The sequence below is a fragment of the Roseimaritima sediminicola genome, assembly GCF_009618275.1.
Lineage (GTDB): Bacteria > Planctomycetota > Planctomycetia > Pirellulales > Pirellulaceae > Roseimaritima > Roseimaritima sediminicola.
Genome location: NZ_WIAD01000063.1, coordinates 1 through 16,996, shown reverse-complemented (window position 1 = coordinate 16,996; position 16,996 = coordinate 1). Strand labels below are relative to the sequence as shown.

The window sequence follows — 16,996 nt, the reverse complement described above, 5'->3', positions numbered from 1 at the left end:
CGGCCTGCTGGAACTGCCGGCGGCCTGCTGGATTTGCCGGCGGCCTGCCGGATTTGAGATTGGGTAGTTAGAATACAGCGATGATTGCTTTCCTTTCGGGTATTTCCGTTACCTGCTTTGTCACCAGCTACCTGATCGCGCTGCTGCTGGAGCTGACGCGTTCCCTGCGCGAGCTGCCGCTGCGGCGGGGCGTGATCCTGACCTTCACGGTGGTCGGCCTGGGCTTGCACCTGGTGTATCTGATCCTCCGAGCCCAGCCCTCGGGTGGCCAGGCGGGTTTGTTGGCCACCTGGTACGACTGGTCGCTGCTGCTGGCCTGGGGACTGGCGGCGTGTTATCTGTGGTTCCTGATCCAGCGTCCCGAAACGACGCTGGGCTGGTTGCTGCTGCCGCCGGTACTGGGATTGATCGTGTTGGCGATATTGGTTCGCGACAGCGCCCCGTTTTCGCGCGAGGAAGCCACTGGCATCTGGCGCAACATCCATGCCCTGACGATGTTGGTCGGAACCGTGGCGGTGCTGCTGGGGTTTCTGGCCGGCGTGATGTTCCTGATCCAGTCTCGACGGCTGAAACATAAACGCATCGGCCACGGCCGGATGCGGCTGCCCACCTTGGAGGCCCTGCAGCGACTGAACCGCCGCTGCCTGTACTTCAGCACCACGGCCCTGGGCCTGGGGTTGGTGTCGGGGATCGTGATGAACCTGAATCGCTGGGGGTACGTGGGCTGGAGCGAGCGTGGGGTCATCTTTTCGGGCGTCCTGCTGCTGTGGCTGCTGGCCGCGACCCTGTTCGAGGTCTTCTACAAACCGGCTCGGCGAGGCCGCAAGGTGTCGTACCTGACCCTGGCCAGTTTCGGCTTCCTGGTCCTCGCCCTGGCCGCCGTCCTGACCTCACCGCACGGCCGGGACACGGCGCTGCCCCAATCCACCCTGCCCCAATCCACGCTGCCAGAAGCATCCTCGCCGCCCCGGGTGGCGACTGCGGTGCAGGAGGTGCGGTCGTGAAACTGAAAATGATCGGGTGCAGCCACCATCAGGCGGCAGTGGAGTTTCGCGAACAGTTGTCCTTTACCGGCGAGCAGGCGCGGGAGGCACTGGCCGCGTTCCGCAGCCGTTTTCCCTCGACCGAAGTGGTGTTGTTGAGCACCTGTAACCGCGTGGAGCTATACACCGGCGCGTCGGAAGGTTCGGTTCCCGAGGACCAGGACGTGATCGGTTTTTTGGCCAACCAGCGGAGTCTTTCCAACGAGGCGTTGCTCGAGCACCTGGTGCATCTGGACGGTCCCGAGGCGGTCGAACACCTGTTTACCGTGGCGGCCAGTTTGGACAGCATGGTCGTCGGCGAAGCCCAGATCATCTCGCAGGTCAAACAGGCTTACGAATTGGCTTGCGAAACCGATACCACCGGGCCGCTGACCCATGCCGTCTTCCAAGCCGCCAACCACGTGGCCAAACGCGTGGACCGCGAAACCACGATCCATCGCCGCCGCGTCAGCGTGCCCAGCGTGGCCGTGGGCGAAGTGGTGCCGGAGTTTTTCGACACGCTGAGCGACAAGTGCATCGTCTTGATCGGTGCCGGCGAGATGGGCGAGGAGACGCTGAAGTATTTGATCGATGCGGGAGCTCGCGACATCCACGTCGTCAACCGCAGCCTCGACCGGGCCGAAGACATCGTCGGCCGGCTGGGCGGAACCGCGCGGCCCTGGGTCGACCTGAATCTGCTGCTGACCAGCGCCGACCTGGTCGTCAGCACCACCGGTGCGACCCAAACCCTGATCGACTACGACTCCTTCCTCAAGATCCACGACGCCCGCTACGAGCGGCTGCTGTTGATCCTGGACCTGGCCGTGCCGCGGGATTTCGAGCACAGCATCGGCGACCTGGCCGGCGTGTATCTGTACTCCGTCGACGACCTGCAATCGGCCTGCGAGCACAACCAACAGGAACGCCGGCGGCAGTGGCCCAAGGCCAAACAGATCATCACCGAAGAGACGCAGCGGTTTGTGACCGAGATTCACCACCGCGCGACCGGGCCGGTGATCCGCCGCCTGCGGCAGCAAGCCGACCGGCTGAAGCAGGACGAACTGAAACGCCTGATGGGCCGGCTGCAGAACCACACCGTGGGCAGCGAAACGCTGGAAAAAGAGATTCAGCAATCGTTCGACCGGTTGGTCAACAAAATGCTGCATCCGCCGCTGGCATCGCTGAAAGACGATGCCGCCACGGGGCATCGCGGCGGGTTGTTGGTCGCCCTGCGAGAACTATTCAAGCTGCACGACGGTACTTAATCAGTCCCAGTCGTCGTCTTCGTCCAGGTCGTCGTCGTCATCGAGGCTGTCGTAATCGTCGTCTAGATCGTCCTCGTCATCCTCGTCGTCCAGGTCGTCGTCATCGTCGTCGCCGACCTCTCGCCACTGGTCGTCATCATCCAGATCGTCGTCGTCCTCGTCATCCTCGTCGTCTGGATCTTCGTCGTCGTCCAGATCGTCGTCGTCGTCCCAGTCGTCGTCCTCGTCATCCCAATCATCGTCTTCGTCGTCCCAGTCGTCCTCATCGTCTTCGATGATCGCCGCGGGCGCGTCACCGGGGGCGGGCGCGTCAGCGGACGCCAGCGGGGACTCCGCGTCCGGGGTTTCGGCAGCGGCCGCGGGATGCAGGTCGGTTTCAAGCGCGGCGGGTGCCATAGCGATGCTCACGTCGGACTCCTCAGATGAATCGCTGGTTTCGGTGCCACTGTCGGATAACGTATTCGGCAGCATATCAAAACGGATGTTCGGCAGCGCGTCTACACTATGTAAACCAAATATCTGGAGAAACCGCTTGGAAGTCGAATAAAGGAAAGGTCGGCCCAATTCCTCACTGCGACCGCTGATGCGAATCAAGTCCCGCTCCATCAGTTGGCGCAGCAATTCGCCGCAGGCCACGCCGCGGATCGCTTCGACGGCCGCCCGCATGACCGGCTGGCGGTAGGCCACGATCGCCAGGGTCTCCAGCGCCGGCGGGGACAAGCGGACCGGAGCCGGGATGTGCCCCAGGCGGCGAAGCCAGGGCGCGTACTGGGGACGGGTTAGCATCTGATAGCCGCCGGCGATCGATTCGATCCGCATCGCTCGCCCCCACTGATCGCTCAACTCGTTCCACCGGCGGACCAGCGTGCGAGCTTCGGTCGCGTCCTCCAAGCTGGCCAGCTGAGCGATCTTCCGCGCCGTCAGCGGTCCCTTCGCTAGCAACAATACCGCTTCCACTCGCTGCCGCCGCGCCTCTGGGTCCTCCTCGGCCGCCGCCGCGGAGGCCGCAGGTCGCTCGGCCGCGCTCCAAAGCACTCCGTAGGGACGCCGCGGCCGCGACTCTGCTCCGGCCCCCGGCGCGGCTCTGGCCCCCGGCGCAGCTCCGGCCCCCGGCGCGTTGCGGCGGCCGGCGCTACGCAGCAAGCATCCCGGGCGGTCCCCTAGCGCCGTCCATGATCGTCGCATGCTCGATCGCATCTGCTGGTTTCCTTGAGCTCGGGTTGGCTGGCCCGCACGGTCGTACTGTGCGGCCTGGGCGATGTGCGGTTAACATAACGACAAAGGCGGCTCGCGGCAGAGCGCCCAAGCATCCCGCGGTGCTTGCTATCCTCCATTTTCTCGGACCCCGGGTCGATGCCCACCAAAGCCCGCAGCAGCAACCGCCGCAAATGGATCATCGTGGTGGTCTCGCTGGTCACGTTGGTGGCCTGCGTGGGGCTGGCGACCCTGGTTCAGGGCAAGGTCCAAGGCACCGAGTTCTCGCCGGCCGACTTTGCCCAGCGGCGATTTTCCTACTGGGAAATCCCGCTGGTCCAGCTGCAGATTTCGCCGATCCGCCGCACCAATCCGGTCAACAACTTGACGACCTACCTGCGAGCCCAGTCGTTGATCCGCGTGCCCAGTGCGCGGCAGCGTCAATCGCAGACGTTTCGCTGGGACCTGGTGCGCTTGTCGCGCGGCAGTCTGCCTCGGCCGCCGGGCGATGCGGAAATCCTGGTCGCTTACCTCGACGGCGACAGTGGCACGCACTGGCGCACCTGGTCGGTCGACCATCCCCAGCAGGCCCAGGTCCTCTGGCCGGTGATCCAGCGCCTGGCCCGCCGCGAGCTGTACGTCCTGGTCCCCGACCTGTTCGCCCTGGCCCAGAGCGCGGATTCGCCCGAGCAGCTGGGCGAACAGATGGACCAGTACCTGCGGTACAGCTACCACCAGATCGCCGCCGACCTGCACGCGGCGGGCAAGAGCGAACTGGCCGCCGAGCTGTTGGACGAGGCGCTCGGCGACTACCCCGACGCCCCCCGGCTGCGCGCGCTTCGCCGCAGCCTTCCGGCGGGTGCGGGGCGGCCCCCGGCCGATGTCGAGCCGCCGCAAACCGCCCCGCCCTCCTGATTCGTTTCGGACAAGCCGTGATTTACCTGGACAACAACGCCACGACGCAGCTGGATCCCGAGGTTGCCGAGGTGATTCGGCAGGTGTGGGCCAGCGGTCCGCTGAACGCTTCGAGCCAGCACGCCAGCGGCCGCGCCGCGCGCGCCCGGCTGGACCGTGCGGCGGCCGAAATGGGACGGTTGCTCGGCGCCGACGTCCAACAACCCGGTGGCCCACAATTGATTTTTACCAGCGGTGGTACCGAGGCGAATAATCTGGCCCTGCACGGGGTCGGCGATCCGGCCGCCCCGCTGATCGTGTCCGAAATCGAACATCCCAGCGTGCTCGAAGTGGCTCGCCGCCAGGGCCAACAGGGTCGCCCGCTTCACTGGATCCCGGTCAGTTCCCAGGGCGTGGCCGACCTCGCTGCCCTCGAAGACTTGCTGGCTCAGTGCCGCGACGCCGCCCCGCTGGTGTGTTTGATGTCGGCCAATAACGAGACCGGGGTCCTGCAACCGGTGGCCGAAGCCGCTTCGATCTGTCGCCGGTTCGGAGCCCACTTACACGTCGACGCCACGCAGTCGGTCGGCCGCCTCCCGGTCGACTTTACCGCTCTGGGCGCCGGCTCGCTGACCTTTGCGGCCCATAAATTCCACGGCCCGGTGGGCGTCGGCGGACTGCTGCTGGCCCCGGGCGTGAACCTGACCGCACAGTGGCAGGGCGGAGCCCAACAACTGGGGATGCGGCCCGGTACCGAAGCGGTGGCCCTGATCGTGGGCGCCGCGGCAGCGCTCAGCCGAGCCTGCCAGGACCAGCAGGCCAACGCCGACCACTGCCGGCGGCTGCGTGACCGCCTGGAAGCGCGGCTGGCGCAGACGGTCGAGGGACTGGTCATCCACGGCCGCCAGGTGCCGCGGCTGCCGGGCACCACCTGCGCGGCTTTCCCCCACGTCGACCGCCAGAGCATGCTGATGCGACTGGACATGGCGAGCATTGCCTGCAGCAGCGGATCGGCTTGCGCCAGCGGCAGCAGCGAGCCCAGCTACGTCCTGGAGGCGATGGGGGTCCCGGAGACGCAGATCGATGGTTCGCTGCGGATGGGAGTGTCCAAGTTTTCCACAGAAACTGAAATCGATCGCGCTTCGGAACTTATCTCTTTGTGCTACCAGCGCTTGCGCGAAAGCGAAGATGTGGAAAATCAGGGGTTTTAAGTCGCCCTTGACGGCAGCGGAAGGTAGACTGCGACGACGGCGAACGCCGGTGCTCAAGGCGATAATAACCTGTTGCGGTGTGCGAGGTTGGTTGCGGTGTGCGAGGTTGGAGGTGCGATGCTCTGTGCGATGTCTCTCGACGCGATCCCCCTGCTCCACCCGGCCCCCGGTCCGCGGCGAACGCGACGTGCGCAGCCCCAGTGGTTGCTCGAACAGTACATCACGGGTCCGGAAAACGCTTTCGCCGCCTTTGTGAGCCGTCAGCGTGATCCGATCGCGCTGCGCGGCAACCCGTTGCTGTTGGTGGGTCCGAGCGGCAGCGGCAAGACGGCTCTGGCAATGACTTGGGCCAGCCAGGAATTAACTTTGCTCGAGCAGGCCGCGGCGGATCGCCGGTCGGCCGAGGACGTCGGGCAGCCCGGGCAGTCCGGGGATGCTGGGAAGTCCGGGAAGTCCGCAGACGCTGGGAAGCCTGCCCCTGCATCGATGCTGTACATGGCGGCGGCGGATTTTGCGCGCGATTATGCCGGTGCGCTCGGCGCTGACGATTTGGAGCATTTTCGCCAACACATCGCCGATGTGGATCTGTTGGTCATCGACGACGTTCATACGATCGTCGACAAGGGACCGGCGCAGGAGGAATTGGCCGCCCGCATCGAAGGCCGCGTTCGCGCGGGCCGGCCGCTGATCCTGACCTGCCGGCGTCTGCCGTCGGAGCTGCGTGGGATCCGGCCGCTGTTGGCCAGTCGGATGCTGCCGGGATTGACTGTCGCGCTCGAGCCGCCCGGCGGTGAAGCTCGCCTGGAGATCTTGACGCAGTTGTGCCGCGCCGCCTCGCTGGAGATCGAGTCCGACTGGATCGACCTGTTGGCCCGGAGCGTTCCCGACGGCTATCCGGTGCCGCGTCTGGCGGCGCTGGTGAACCACCTGGGATTGCTGGCCCAGCACGGCCGAACGATCGATGGCGACGCGATCGCCCGCGCCCTCAAGGCGGTCTCCGGCGGCAAAGAACCGACCATTGCGGCGATCGCCAAAGCCGTGGCCCGGCGGTTCAAACTGAAGACGGCCGAGCTGAAGAGCAGTACGCGGCGACAACAGGTCGTGCGAGCTCGATCCCTGGCGATGTATCTGGCGCGGCAGTTGACCGAGGCCAGTTTCCAGCAGATCGGCGAGTACTTCGGCGGCCGCGACCATACGACCGTCCTCTACGCCTGCCGCAAGACCGAAGAACTGCTCGGCACCAACAGCCAGTTGAGCCAGACCGCAGACGAAGTCCGCGAGCTGCTGAAATAAGCCTCTGCCACGGCTTGTGGATAACGCGTTGATTTCCTGTCGATCTCCCGTTCGGCCGCTCGCTCGACGCGTCAGCCCGCCGAGCCGCTGTCGGAAACCGCCGCTCGGTCGACGTTTACTCTTCCCTTTTCCAACACCGGCGCAACGGCTTATCCACGGCTCGTGATAGTTCGCAACTCCTTTCCCAGCGGTGACTTAGGGACGCGATCTCGGGGTTTTCGACCATTTTCGCCGCCGTATTCCTACGACGACGGTTTATTTAAATAAAAGGAGGAAGAAGTTCTCAGGACCTTGGAGCGATCCGCAGCGAGGATGGGCCTTTCCACCCGGACCGCCCGTTGATGGCTGTAGCTGCGAGCCGAATTGCGATACAGTTTGGCGATTGAATATTTCCGTAGTTGAATCCATGAATATGTTTGCCATCGTTTTCGAGATCCACGATGAAGATCATTTGCGAACGTGAACCGCTGGCGGCAGCCTTCCAACTGGCTGCCAGCGTCGCTCCGGCCCGCTCGCCGAAAGAGATCCTGCAGAACGTCAAACTGACCGTGGCCGACGACAAGGCGACGTTCACCGCGACGGATATGGAAGTCGGTATCCGGCTGGAACTGGCCGAGGGTTTGACGATCGAATCCGAAGGTGCCGCCTTGCTGCCGGTCGCCCGTACCAACGCCATCCTGCGGGAGAGCACCGACGACCGGCTGACGATCGAAACCGATGATGCGGGCGTCCGCGTGCTGGGCTCGCGCAGCAAATTCCGCTTGCCGGGAGCCAATCCCGATGAGTTCCCGCGTGTGGTCGGCTTTGAAGAGGAAGCCTATCACGAGATCCCCGTGCGGTTGTTCCGCCAGATGGTCAAGCGAACCGTGTTTGCCACCGACGCCGAGACCGGCCGTTATGCCCTGGGCGGCGTCCTGCTGGAGCTGGAAGGCGAATCGGTGGTCGCCGTGGGCACCGATGGACGTCGACTTGCGCGGATGCAGGGCAGCGGCACGGCGGTCGGCGATCACAAGACCTCGGGAACCAGCACGATCGTTCCCACGCGAGCGATTCAGTTGATGGAACGGGCCGTCGTGGACAGTGACGAAACGGTGCAATTGGCCGCCCGAGCCAACGACCTGCTGCTGCGTACCGAACGCTGCACGATCTATTCGCGCTTGGTCGAGGGGCGTTATCCGAACTGGCGACAGGTGTTTCCCCAGCGAGAGAACGCGTCGCAGATCGACATGACCGTCGGGCCCCTGTTCGCCGCCCTGCGTCAAGCCGCGATCGTGACCGATCACGACAGCCGCGGCATCGATTTCACCTTCGCCGAAGGCACACTGACGATGGAAGCCAATACGGCCGAGATCGGCGAGTCGCAGGTGCAGCTGCCGATCGCCTATGAGGGCGAATCGATTACGCTGACGATGGACCACCGCTTCGTCGCCGATTTCTGCAAGGTGCTGGACAACGAGAGCGGGTTTATCCTGGAGATCGAATCCGGGGCCTCGCCGGCTCTGCTCAGCACCGAAGACGGCTATGGTTACGTGATCATGCCGATGGCCCGCGAGCGTTAGGTTTCCTTTTTCGGCCCGGGTGTGCGATGGACCGATCCTCCAACGATCCCTACGACGATCGCAAACGCCGAATGTATCCCCGGCGGATGGGGTCGATCGTCAACCAGTTGATCGCTCGCCGCGGTTACGCTCAGGTATCGGCCAACGAACAGCTGCAGGGCGTGGTGGGATCGGCCGTGGGCAAGGATCTGGCGGCGGCGGTTCGCGTCGGGAATCTCAAACGCGGCGTGCTGGAGCTGTACGCATCGGATTCGGTAACGATGCAGGAATTAACTTTTTTGAAACGCAAGATTCTCCGCAGGATCGAAAAGGAGATGCCCGGCAGCGGCGTCAAGAACCTGCGGTTTCGTATCAGTGGGAGTGGATAAGCGATGCTGGACCTGTTCGACAAAATCCAAGATGCCAAAGCCGCGATCGAGCAGGTGTGGGATCGACGTCCGCGGGCGGCCATCATCCTCGGGACCGGCCTGGGCGGCTTGGTCGAGGAGATCGACGTCGAAGCGACGCTGGAGTACGGCGACATCCCGCACTTCCCCGGCTCCACCGCGACCAGCCACCGCGGCCGGTTGGTCTGCGGCATGCTGCAAGGCCTGCCCGTGGTGGCTATGGAAGGTCGCTTTCACATGTACGAAGGCTACCCGCTGAAGCAGATCACGTTGCCGGTCCGCCTCTTCAAAGCCCTCGGTGCGGAGCTGTTGATCGTCTCCAATGCCTGCGGTGGATTGAATCCGTACTACCAGTCCGGCGACATCATGGTGATCGAGGATCATCTGAACCTGATGGGCGACAACCCGCTGATCGGCGTCAACGACGATCGCCTCGGGCCCCGCTTTCCCGACATGTGCGAGCCCTATGACCAACAGTTGATCGATCGCGTGCTGGACGTGGCCCGCCGCGAAAACATCACCGCCTACAAGGGCGTGTTCGCCGCCGTCGCCGGTCCCAATCTGGAAACCCGGGCCGAGTATCGCTTCCTGCGTACGATCGGGGCGGACGTGGTCGGGATGAGCACCGTGCCGGAGGTTATCGTGGCGGTGCACTGCGGGCTGAAGGTGGTCGGGTTGTCGGTGATCACCGACATGTGCCTGCCCGACGCCCTCAAGCCGGTGAACGTGGACGAGATCATCGCCACAGCCGGTCGCGCGGAGCCTAACCTGCGAAAGCTGGTTCGCGGAGCCCTTAACACCCTGGCCGAGGTCCGCTTGGCCTAGGGTCTTCTCTTTGCAGGGCCTTGACGGAGCGGGTAAAATGAATTCCGGAGCCTACCACGCTCTGCCCCACCTCACCACGTAAACATCCGAATCGCGGGCACGTTTGATGACGTTTCACGCCCTTTCGGATCCCCGCCTCACGACAGATTGCCGACCACCCACAACCGCGCACATCTGTTCGTCCACCGGTAAACGCTCATGCATGGTTTCCTGCTGCCGACTGCGCGATGCTCGCTGATGCGCACTCTGACGCGGTTGCTGCTGCCGTGCGTTTTGCTGGTCGGCTCGGGGACTTTCTCCGCCTTTGCTGAGGATGAGGAAACGCACGGCGAGGTGCCGCGGGCGGTCGAGGTGCCGGAGGCGATCCGCGAATTCTTGCAGTTCAACTGTCTGGATTGCCACGAGGGTGAATATGCCGAAGCCGGCTTCGACGTGACCAGCTTGGAGGCGGGCCTTGGCGAAGAGAACCTCGATCGCTGGGTTCGTGTTTTCGATCGCGTGCACGACGGAGAAATGCCCCCTCCCGACGCCTCGACGCTCGAGCCCGAAGAGACTGCGGCGTTCGTCCGACAGTCCGGCGATTGGCTGCGCGCCTACCAGCGTCGCCAACAGCAGCGACTGGGCCGCGTGCGAGCCCGCCGGCTGACCAATCTGCAATTGGAACGATCGCTGCAACACGTGCTGGGGATCGACGTTCCGCTGTCTCGCGAGTTGCCCGACGAACCGCGGAGCGACGGGTTTACGACCGTGGCCGAGGCGCAGAGCGTCTCGCACTTCCAGCTCCAGCAGCATCTGGACGTCGTCGACATGGCGCTGGAGGAAGCGTTCCGGCGAGCGATCGACGGTGATGATTTGGCGTCCCAACGCCGCGAGATGTCCGCCCAAGACGTGGCTCGCACCAATCCCCGCCGGCGGACCCGCGAACCCGAAATGCTCGACGGCGCCGCGGTGGTCTGGTCCAGCGGACTTTCCTTCTACGGTCGCTTGCCCGCCACCACGGCCAAGCAGTCCGGCTGGTACCGCTTTGAAGTGGAAGCTTCGGCGCTGAAGAAACCCGACGACCACGGCGTGTGGTGCAGCGTTCGTAGCGGCCGCTGTGTCAGCAGTGCCCCGCTGTATGAATGGGTCGGGATGTTTGCGGCTCAGAACGAACCTCAGCGGTGGACGTTTGAAACCTGGCTGGATCAGGGCCAGATGCTGGAGATCCGGCCGAATGACCGCACGCTGAAGCAGGCTCGTTTTGCCGGCGGCCAAGTTGGGACGGGCGAAGGCGAACCGCAGAACGTTCCGGGCGTGGCGCTGCACGAAGTCGTCATGCAGCGGTTCCATCGCGGAGCGGACGATGACGCCATCCGCCGAATCCTGTTTGACGATCTGCCCTTGGAAGTGTCCGCGAAGCCGAACGCCAAACGCCGCGGCCGCGCGGCCGATCGGGACGTCGAGGTGATCCTGGATTCGGACGATCCGGCCGCCGACATCGCGCGGCTGATGCATCGTTTCGCGGGCCGCGCCTTCCGGCGTCCGGTCGCCCCCGCTTCGATCGCGCACTATGTGGACGCGACGACGCAGGCGGTCGAGGACGGACAACCGTTGGTCGAGGCGCTCCGCGACGGGTATCGGGCTCTGCTGTGTTCGCCCCGTTTTATGTACTACTACGAACCGCCCGGCGAACTGGACGACGCGGCGATCGCGACGCGGCTGAGCTACTTCCTGACCGGCGGGCCGCCCGATGCGGTGCTGTTGCAGCTTGCTGCCGAAGATCGGCTGAGCGATGCCGATGTTCTCGAGCAACAGGTCGAACGCTTGCTCGAACAACACGACTCGCGATTCATCCGCGACTTCGCGAACCAATGGTTGGACCTGAGCGAAATTAATTTTACCGAACCCGACCGGCGCCTGTTCCGACGTTTCGACATCCTGGTCCAGCAATCGATGTTGGCCGAGACCGAGATGTTTCTGACCGACATGCTGCGGCGTGACGCGTCCACCGCGCAGTTGATCGATTCGCCGCACACGTTCTTGAACGAACGACTGGCTCGGTACTACGGCATCGACGGTGTGACGGGCGACCGGTGGCAGCGCGTCGAGCTGCGGCCCGAAGACCATCGTGGCGGCGTGTTGACGCAAGGAGCGATTTTGAAGATCACCGCCAACGGTACGAACACCTCGCCGGTGATCCGCGGCGTGTGGGTCAGCGAGCGGTTGTTGGGGGTGCCGATTGCACCGCCTCCGGAAAGCATTCCGGCGATCGAACCCGATACGCGCGGGGCCACGACGATCCGCCAGCTGCTCGAGAAACATCTCAGCGACGATTCCTGCGCCAGTTGTCACGTCAAAATCGACCCGCCGGGGTTTGCTTTGGAAAATTACGATCCGGCCGGACAATGGCGAACGCATTACCGCCGCGGCGGTCGATCGAATAAGCAGGGCGCGAAGATCGATCCCGGTTACGAGTGGCCCGACGGAACGAGCTTTGCGGACATTAACCAGTTCCGCCAGCGCGTGCTGGAAGACCGGCGGCGGATCGCGGCCAACGTCGCCGAAAAGATGATCGCCTACGGCACCGGGGCTCCGGCGAGTTTTGCGGATCGACCGGCGCTCGAACAAATTGTCGCTTCGACACAAGAATCCGATTACGGTTTTCGATCGCTGCTCAAAGCGGTCGTCACCAGCGAACTGTTTCGCCGCAAGTAAAACTGTAAAACGGTTTCGCCGCACGTAACCGTTTCGCCGCACGAAATCCTTTACCGTACGAATCACTTCCTTCCCCAGGATTGCGAAATGACTCACCTAGCTTTGCGAAAACTCGACCGACGCACGATCCTCCGCGGCGCCGGCGTGTCGATGACCCTGCCCTGGTTGTCGGCGATGCAGCGGGCTTGTGCGGCACCGGGCGACGCTGCGGGACCGCCGCGGCGCTTCGTTTCGATGACGCTGGGGTTGGGGCTGCTGGGCGATAACCTGAATCCCCGGCAGGCCGGTCGCGATTACGAATTGTCGCCGTACCTCGAGGGCGTTGCCGACCTGCGGGACGCGTTCACGGTCGTCTCGGGCAGCTCGCACCCGGGCGTCAAAGGCGGGCACCGTGCCGAAGCGAGTTTGTTGACGGCCAACCCGGCCGGCAGCTCGGGCAACGCCAAGAACTCGATCTCGCTGGACCAGTTGATGGCCAAGCACCTGGGCGACGCGACGCGTTTTCCGTCGCTGGTCCTGGCCAGTTCCGGCAGCAACAGCCCGTCCTATACCGAGACCGGAGCGATGATCCCGGCGCTCAGTTCGCCCTCGAAGCTGTTCGAGCAACTGTTTGTCGACGACGCCGTGGGACGCCAGCAGCAACAGGTGCGGCGGGCGCGGCACGGTCGCAGCATCATGGACTTGGTTTCCGAGGACGCCCGGCGGCTCAGCGGGCAACTCGGCGCGGGCGACCGGCGACGGCTGGATCAGTACTTCAGCAGCGTTCGCGACCTGGAACAGCGTTTGGCCAAATCCGAAGCCTGGGCTCGGCGACCCAAGCCCGAGGTGGATCGCGAGAAACCGGTCGACATCGGCAACAGCAACGATTTTATCGGTCGGCAGAAGTTGATGAGCGACATGATTTGTCTGGCTCTGCAGACCGATTCTTCGCGCTTCATCAGTTATCACCTGGGGGGCAGCGGCGGCGTCTTGCCGATCGCCGGTGTGAAGGCCGGCTACCATGCGCTCAGCCATCACGGCAAAGACGAGGACAAGCTGGCGCAGTTGGCGATCGTGGAAACCGAGATCATCGCCGCGTGGGGCGAGATGTTGCGAAAGCTGGCCGCGGTCGAAGAGGATGGTGGCACGCTGCTCGATCACACCTCGGTGCTGTTGACCAGTAATCTGGGCAACGCCTCGAACCACGACAACCGCAACATGCCCGTGTTGTTGGCCGGCGGTGGTTTCCGTCATGGCCAGCACTTGGCGTTCGATTCCAAGAACAACTACCCGCTGACCAACCTGTACGTCAGCCTGCTGCAGCGCGTCGGGTTGCCGATGGACCGCTTCGCCAGCGGGACCAGCACGATGACCGGCCTGGAGATGGTTTGAGCCGAGGGTCTGGCCGTCGCTGAAGTCGCCCGACTTTGGGCTTTTCCGACGCTCGGTGGGAACCGCTACTCGGTGGCCTGTTCTCGGGTCTGATCTTCCCCCGGTCCCAGTTCTCCCAGTCCCAGGAACCGCAGTGTCAGGTCCTGCACATCGTGTTGATCCATCAGGAACGAGTGCAGGTGCGGGACGGTGTGGAATTCCGCGGCGCCGTCCAGTCGAGCCTCTTCGACGCTGACCACCAGATCGCTGCTGCCGTCGACCAAGGGATTGTAGGGTTCCAGGCCCGGCATATCGCCGGCGATGATGGCGAAGGGACAGGGTGGCGTCGCCAGGCCGTCGCACAGCCGTTGCCAGTGTGGTCCTAGTTGCATGCCGCCCTCGCCTGTGACGACGCCAAACAGACCCAGCTTAGAAAGCTTTCGGGCGATCGCCGCGCCTTGGTTGGGCGGGCCCAGCATGACCATGCAGTCCAGCCGTGGCAGGACGCCTTTGGGGTCCCCGGCGGCCTGCCAATCGGCGATGGCGTGTCGCACCACGATATTGCCCATGCTATGTCCGACGAAGCTGATGCGGGGTTCGCCCGGAAGGCCTTCGACCAATTCACGCAGGGCGGCGGCGTGGTCAGGGATCCCGGCTCGCGTGCTGGCATAGGAAAACGCAATCACCTCGGGGGCGTCCGCGCACTGGCCGATGCGGCGACCGAGCCCGCGCATCGAATGTTTGCTGCGCATCAAGCCGTGCAGCAGGATCACGACGTGGTCGGCGGCGGCGTGCTGGTCGATATCCGCGGTGGCTTCGCGTAGTTTATTCTCGCAGGCCTCCCGGTCGCCCCAGGCGCGGCGGATATCGCGGTCGTCCAACAACCGCCAGTGCCCGGTCAGGGCGTGCTGCTGCAGCCGCCAGCCCGCGACGTTTCGATGGTCGGTCCAGACCTGGGTACCGCCCAGGGTTGGCAGGGGGACGTTGGGGATCGGCATCGAAAAGCCTTCCTCGGCGGCGTTGGTTACGTTTTGGGGGCCAGGCGGCTGGGCGGCGGCAAGCGAACTGCCGGTGATCCAGATTAGGAATCCGCCCAGCAGCGGAAGTGCGTTGTAGTCTACCCCAAGCATGATCGAGCCTTTTTGCGGTCCAAATAAAGCGCCTCCGGTAGCCAAAACCGGCTAAACAACGCAAGATCAACCTCTTCGCCCCGTCCTTTCCATGTTTTGCAGTTTCTCAGAATCATGAAATCACTTTCCCTGATCGGTTTTCTTGTGGCGGCCACTTGGTTGCCGACCGGCACGCCGGCGACGCTGCAGGCGGCCCAGTGGTCGGTACCGCTGGGCGGCAACGCGTTTCCGGCGGATCCGCAGCGTGGCGGAGCGGGCATCGGCCGCGATGGGACGTTAACGATGCGGACGGCGGAGGACGCGTTCTCGGTCTACTTTCACGTCGACCGACCGGCCGAGCTATCGTTATCGCTTCGCGCTCGCCGCGGTCCCGAGTCGGCCGAGCAGAGCAGCGGCGGGATCGTCGTATCGGTAGCCCAACAGCAATGGTCGATCGCTCTCGACCCACTCTCCACCCCCGCCGCGGGGACAGTCCCCGCGCCAGCCTCCACCCCCGCCGGGGACCCCGCCGGGGACAGTGCTCGCGCCGGGGACAGTGCTCGCGCCGGGGACAGTGCTCGCGCCGGGGACAGTGCTCGCGCCGGGGACAGTGCTCGCGCCGGGGACAGTGCTCGCGCCGGCTCGTCGGGGACAGTGCATCGCGACGGGGACAGTGCTCGCGACGGCTCGTCGGGGACAGTGCACGCCCTGGGGACAGTCATGGTCTCCCAGCCGGGGTACGTCCGCGTCGACCTGGGCGGAGCGGGCGGGGACGGAGCGGACGGGGACAGTGCCGGCGGCCGGGTGATAGCAAGCGACTTGCTGGTGTCGTCGGACACGCCGGGGTTGCAGCTTGATTATGTCAAAAACAACCGGGGCAATATGTTCTACTGGGGCCGCCGCGGGCCTTCGGTCCATTTGCGGTACCGCGTGCCCGATGACCGGCCTTTGCAGTACGCTTACAGCGAGATCACAGTTCCCGTTGGTGAGGACGCGATGGGGTCGTATTTCATGGCTAACGGGTTTGGCGAAGGTTATTTTGGATTTCAGGTCAACGGGCCCGAGGAAAGACGTGTCTTGTTTTCGGTTTGGAGCCCATTCAAGACGGATAATCCACGCGAGATTCCCGAAGACAAGCGAATTGTTGCTCTGGGACGCGGCCCCGAGGTGCATATTGGCGAATTCGGCAATGAAGGTTCAGGTGGGCAGAGCTATCTGATCTATCCTTGGAAAGCTGGCCGCACATACCGTTTTTTGACGGAAGTGCGTCCTGACGGAAGCGGCCGCACAATCTACACATCCTGGTTTGGCGACAAAGAGGATGACACTTGGCGCTTGATTGCCAGCTTTCGCCGCCCCGAGACGGATACCTACCTACGGGGTTTCCATTCGTTCCTAGAGAACTTCATGCCGTCCTACGGGGCCGTGGGGCGACGAGCTCTGTACGGCAACGTCTGGGTTCGTGATGTCGACGGCCAATGGCACCAGTGCACCCAAGCTCGGTTCTCGGTCGACGCCACCGGCGGCGGGAAACATCGACTGGATTTTCTCGGTGGAGCCGCAGGACCGCACTTCTTTCTGCGAAACTGTGGGTTCTTTGACAAAACCGGCCAGCCGGGCGACGTATTTACCCGCGAACCCAGCGGCGAAGAACGGCCCCAATTCGATCTCGACGCCCTGCCTCGACCGTAAGAGGGCAATGGGAGTGGAACCACGCGTGCCGCCCGAGTGCAGCACCGCCGGCATCGCCGGGGACAGTGCACGCATCGAGCGAGCAGCTACCGGGGACAGTGCACGCACCGGGCGGGCAGCCACAGCTACCATCGCCGGGGACAGTGCACGCATCGAGCGAGCAGCTACCGGGGACAGAAGGCGGCCGGGGACAGTGCACGCACCGAGCGGGCAGCCACAGCTACAGGGGACAGCTACCGGGGACAGTGCACGCATCGAGCGAGCAGAATATCGGGGACACGGGTGACCGGGGACAGTGCATGTAGGGGTGACCGGGGACAGTGCATGTAGAAAACGCGGTTAGGGCCACACGCAAGGCTCTTTCGTCCCGAGGTGTCCCCCGGCCGACACCCGCTATGTAGAGCTAGCAAAAAAACGTGGGAAACTTAATTCCTGAACGTAGGTCCAGGCGCACACTCGACTTACACCACGCGACCTGCCCCACACCCCCACTAGATGGGGC

General features: G+C 64.2%; 13 protein-coding genes. 11 read left to right on the top strand and 2 right to left on the bottom strand.

Features of this window, described 5'->3' with window-relative positions:
* Positions 1–80: 80 nt before the first annotated feature.
* On the top strand, positions 81–1,004 hold the full coding sequence (ccsA, locus tag GE027_RS20285) for a cytochrome c biogenesis protein CcsA (protein WP_153559053.1): 924 nt from the start codon (positions 81–83) through the stop codon (positions 1,002–1,004).
* Positions 1,001–2,287 (top strand): glutamyl-tRNA reductase, encoded by a 1,287-nt coding sequence (gene hemA / locus GE027_RS20280; RefSeq protein ID WP_153559052.1) that lies wholly within the window; start codon positions 1,001–1,003, stop codon positions 2,285–2,287. Before ccsA ends, hemA begins: the two co-directional genes overlap by 4 nt.
* Here the strand turns inward: hemA and scpB are convergent, their stop codons facing one another.
* On the bottom strand, positions 2,288–3,472 hold the full coding sequence (gene scpB, locus GE027_RS23180; RefSeq protein ID WP_202617489.1) for an SMC-Scp complex subunit ScpB: 1,185 nt from the start codon (positions 3,470–3,472) through the stop codon (positions 2,288–2,290). It abuts the gene before it with no gap.
* Between the two features lie 168 nt (positions 3,473–3,640).
* Between scpB and GE027_RS20265 the strand changes: the two genes are divergently transcribed.
* The 8 genes from GE027_RS20265 to GE027_RS20230 all read left to right on the top strand — a co-directional run bounded on the left by GE027_RS20265 (position 3,641) and on the right by GE027_RS20230 (position 13,714).
* Positions 3,641–4,396 carry a hypothetical protein gene (locus tag GE027_RS20265; RefSeq protein ID WP_153559051.1) on the top strand — a complete coding sequence of 252 codons (756 nt, stop codon included), beginning with the start codon at positions 3,641–3,643 and terminating at the stop codon, positions 4,394–4,396.
* Between the two features lie 17 nt (positions 4,397–4,413).
* The gene (locus GE027_RS20260) at positions 4,414–5,586 is read left to right on the top strand and encodes a cysteine desulfurase family protein (RefSeq protein ID WP_153559050.1); all 1,173 of its coding nucleotides are present in this window, start codon (positions 4,414–4,416) and stop codon (positions 5,584–5,586) included.
* Positions 5,587–5,715: 129 nt separating this feature from the next.
* Positions 5,716–6,879, top strand: a complete 1,164-nt coding sequence (locus GE027_RS20255; RefSeq protein ID WP_162006850.1) for a DnaA/Hda family protein — start codon at positions 5,716–5,718, stop codon at positions 6,877–6,879.
* A gap of 440 nt (positions 6,880–7,319) precedes the next feature.
* Positions 7,320–8,438, top strand: coding sequence for a DNA polymerase III subunit beta (gene dnaN, locus GE027_RS20250; RefSeq protein ID WP_153559048.1), 1,119 nt, complete (start codon positions 7,320–7,322; stop codon positions 8,436–8,438).
* Positions 8,439–8,464: 26 nt separating this feature from the next.
* On the top strand, positions 8,465–8,806 hold the full coding sequence (locus GE027_RS20245; protein ID WP_153559047.1) for a DUF721 domain-containing protein: 342 nt from the start codon (positions 8,465–8,467) through the stop codon (positions 8,804–8,806).
* A gap of 3 nt (positions 8,807–8,809) precedes the next feature.
* Positions 8,810–9,649, top strand: coding sequence for a purine-nucleoside phosphorylase (locus GE027_RS20240; RefSeq protein ID WP_153559046.1), 840 nt, complete (start codon positions 8,810–8,812; stop codon positions 9,647–9,649).
* A gap of 237 nt (positions 9,650–9,886) precedes the next feature.
* On the top strand, positions 9,887–12,343 hold the full coding sequence (locus GE027_RS20235) for a DUF1592 domain-containing protein (RefSeq protein WP_237607694.1): 2,457 nt from the start codon (positions 9,887–9,889) through the stop codon (positions 12,341–12,343).
* Positions 12,344–12,430: 87 nt separating this feature from the next.
* On the top strand, positions 12,431–13,714 hold the full coding sequence (locus GE027_RS20230) for a DUF1552 domain-containing protein (protein WP_153559045.1): 1,284 nt from the start codon (positions 12,431–12,433) through the stop codon (positions 13,712–13,714).
* Positions 13,715–13,779: 65 nt separating this feature from the next.
* Here GE027_RS20230 and GE027_RS20225 read toward each other — a convergent pair whose 3' ends face one another.
* On the bottom strand, positions 13,780–14,823 hold the full coding sequence (locus GE027_RS20225; protein ID WP_237607693.1) for an esterase/lipase family protein: 1,044 nt from the start codon (positions 14,821–14,823) through the stop codon (positions 13,780–13,782).
* A 114-nt stretch (positions 14,824–14,937) separates the two neighbouring features.
* Here GE027_RS20225 and GE027_RS20220 point away from each other — a divergent pair, with 114 nt between their 5' ends.
* Positions 14,938–16,494: a DUF3472 domain-containing protein gene (locus GE027_RS20220; protein ID WP_237607692.1), complete on the top strand. Its 1,557-nt coding sequence runs from the start codon at positions 14,938–14,940 to the stop codon at positions 16,492–16,494.
* Positions 16,495–16,996 lie beyond the last annotated feature (502 nt).

Excerpts from the sequence above, each read along its gene's own strand:
- GE027_RS20255 (WP_162006850.1), top strand. The coding sequence starts at position 5,716 with ATGTCTCTCGACGCGATCCCCCTGCTCCACCCGGCCCCCGGTCCGCGG.
- GE027_RS20235 (WP_237607694.1), top strand. The coding sequence starts at position 9,887 with ATGCGCACTCTGACGCGGTTGCTGCTGCCGTGCGTTTTGCTGGTCGGC.
- scpB (WP_202617489.1), bottom strand. The coding sequence starts at position 3,472 with ATGCGACGATCATGGACGGCGCTAGGGGACCGCCCGGGATGCTTGCTG.
- GE027_RS20240 (WP_153559046.1), top strand. The coding sequence starts at position 8,810 with ATGCTGGACCTGTTCGACAAAATCCAAGATGCCAAAGCCGCGATCGAG.
- ccsA (WP_153559053.1), top strand. The coding sequence starts at position 81 with ATGATTGCTTTCCTTTCGGGTATTTCCGTTACCTGCTTTGTCACCAGC.
- GE027_RS20225 (WP_237607693.1), bottom strand. The coding sequence starts at position 14,823 with ATGCTTGGGGTAGACTACAACGCACTTCCGCTGCTGGGCGGATTCCTA.
- dnaN (WP_153559048.1), top strand. The coding sequence starts at position 7,320 with ATGAAGATCATTTGCGAACGTGAACCGCTGGCGGCAGCCTTCCAACTG.
- GE027_RS20265 (WP_153559051.1), top strand. The coding sequence starts at position 3,641 with ATGCCCACCAAAGCCCGCAGCAGCAACCGCCGCAAATGGATCATCGTG.
- GE027_RS20230 (WP_153559045.1), top strand. The coding sequence starts at position 12,431 with ATGACTCACCTAGCTTTGCGAAAACTCGACCGACGCACGATCCTCCGC.
- GE027_RS20220 (WP_237607692.1), top strand. The coding sequence starts at position 14,938 with ATGAAATCACTTTCCCTGATCGGTTTTCTTGTGGCGGCCACTTGGTTG.
- GE027_RS20245 (WP_153559047.1), top strand. The coding sequence starts at position 8,465 with ATGGACCGATCCTCCAACGATCCCTACGACGATCGCAAACGCCGAATG.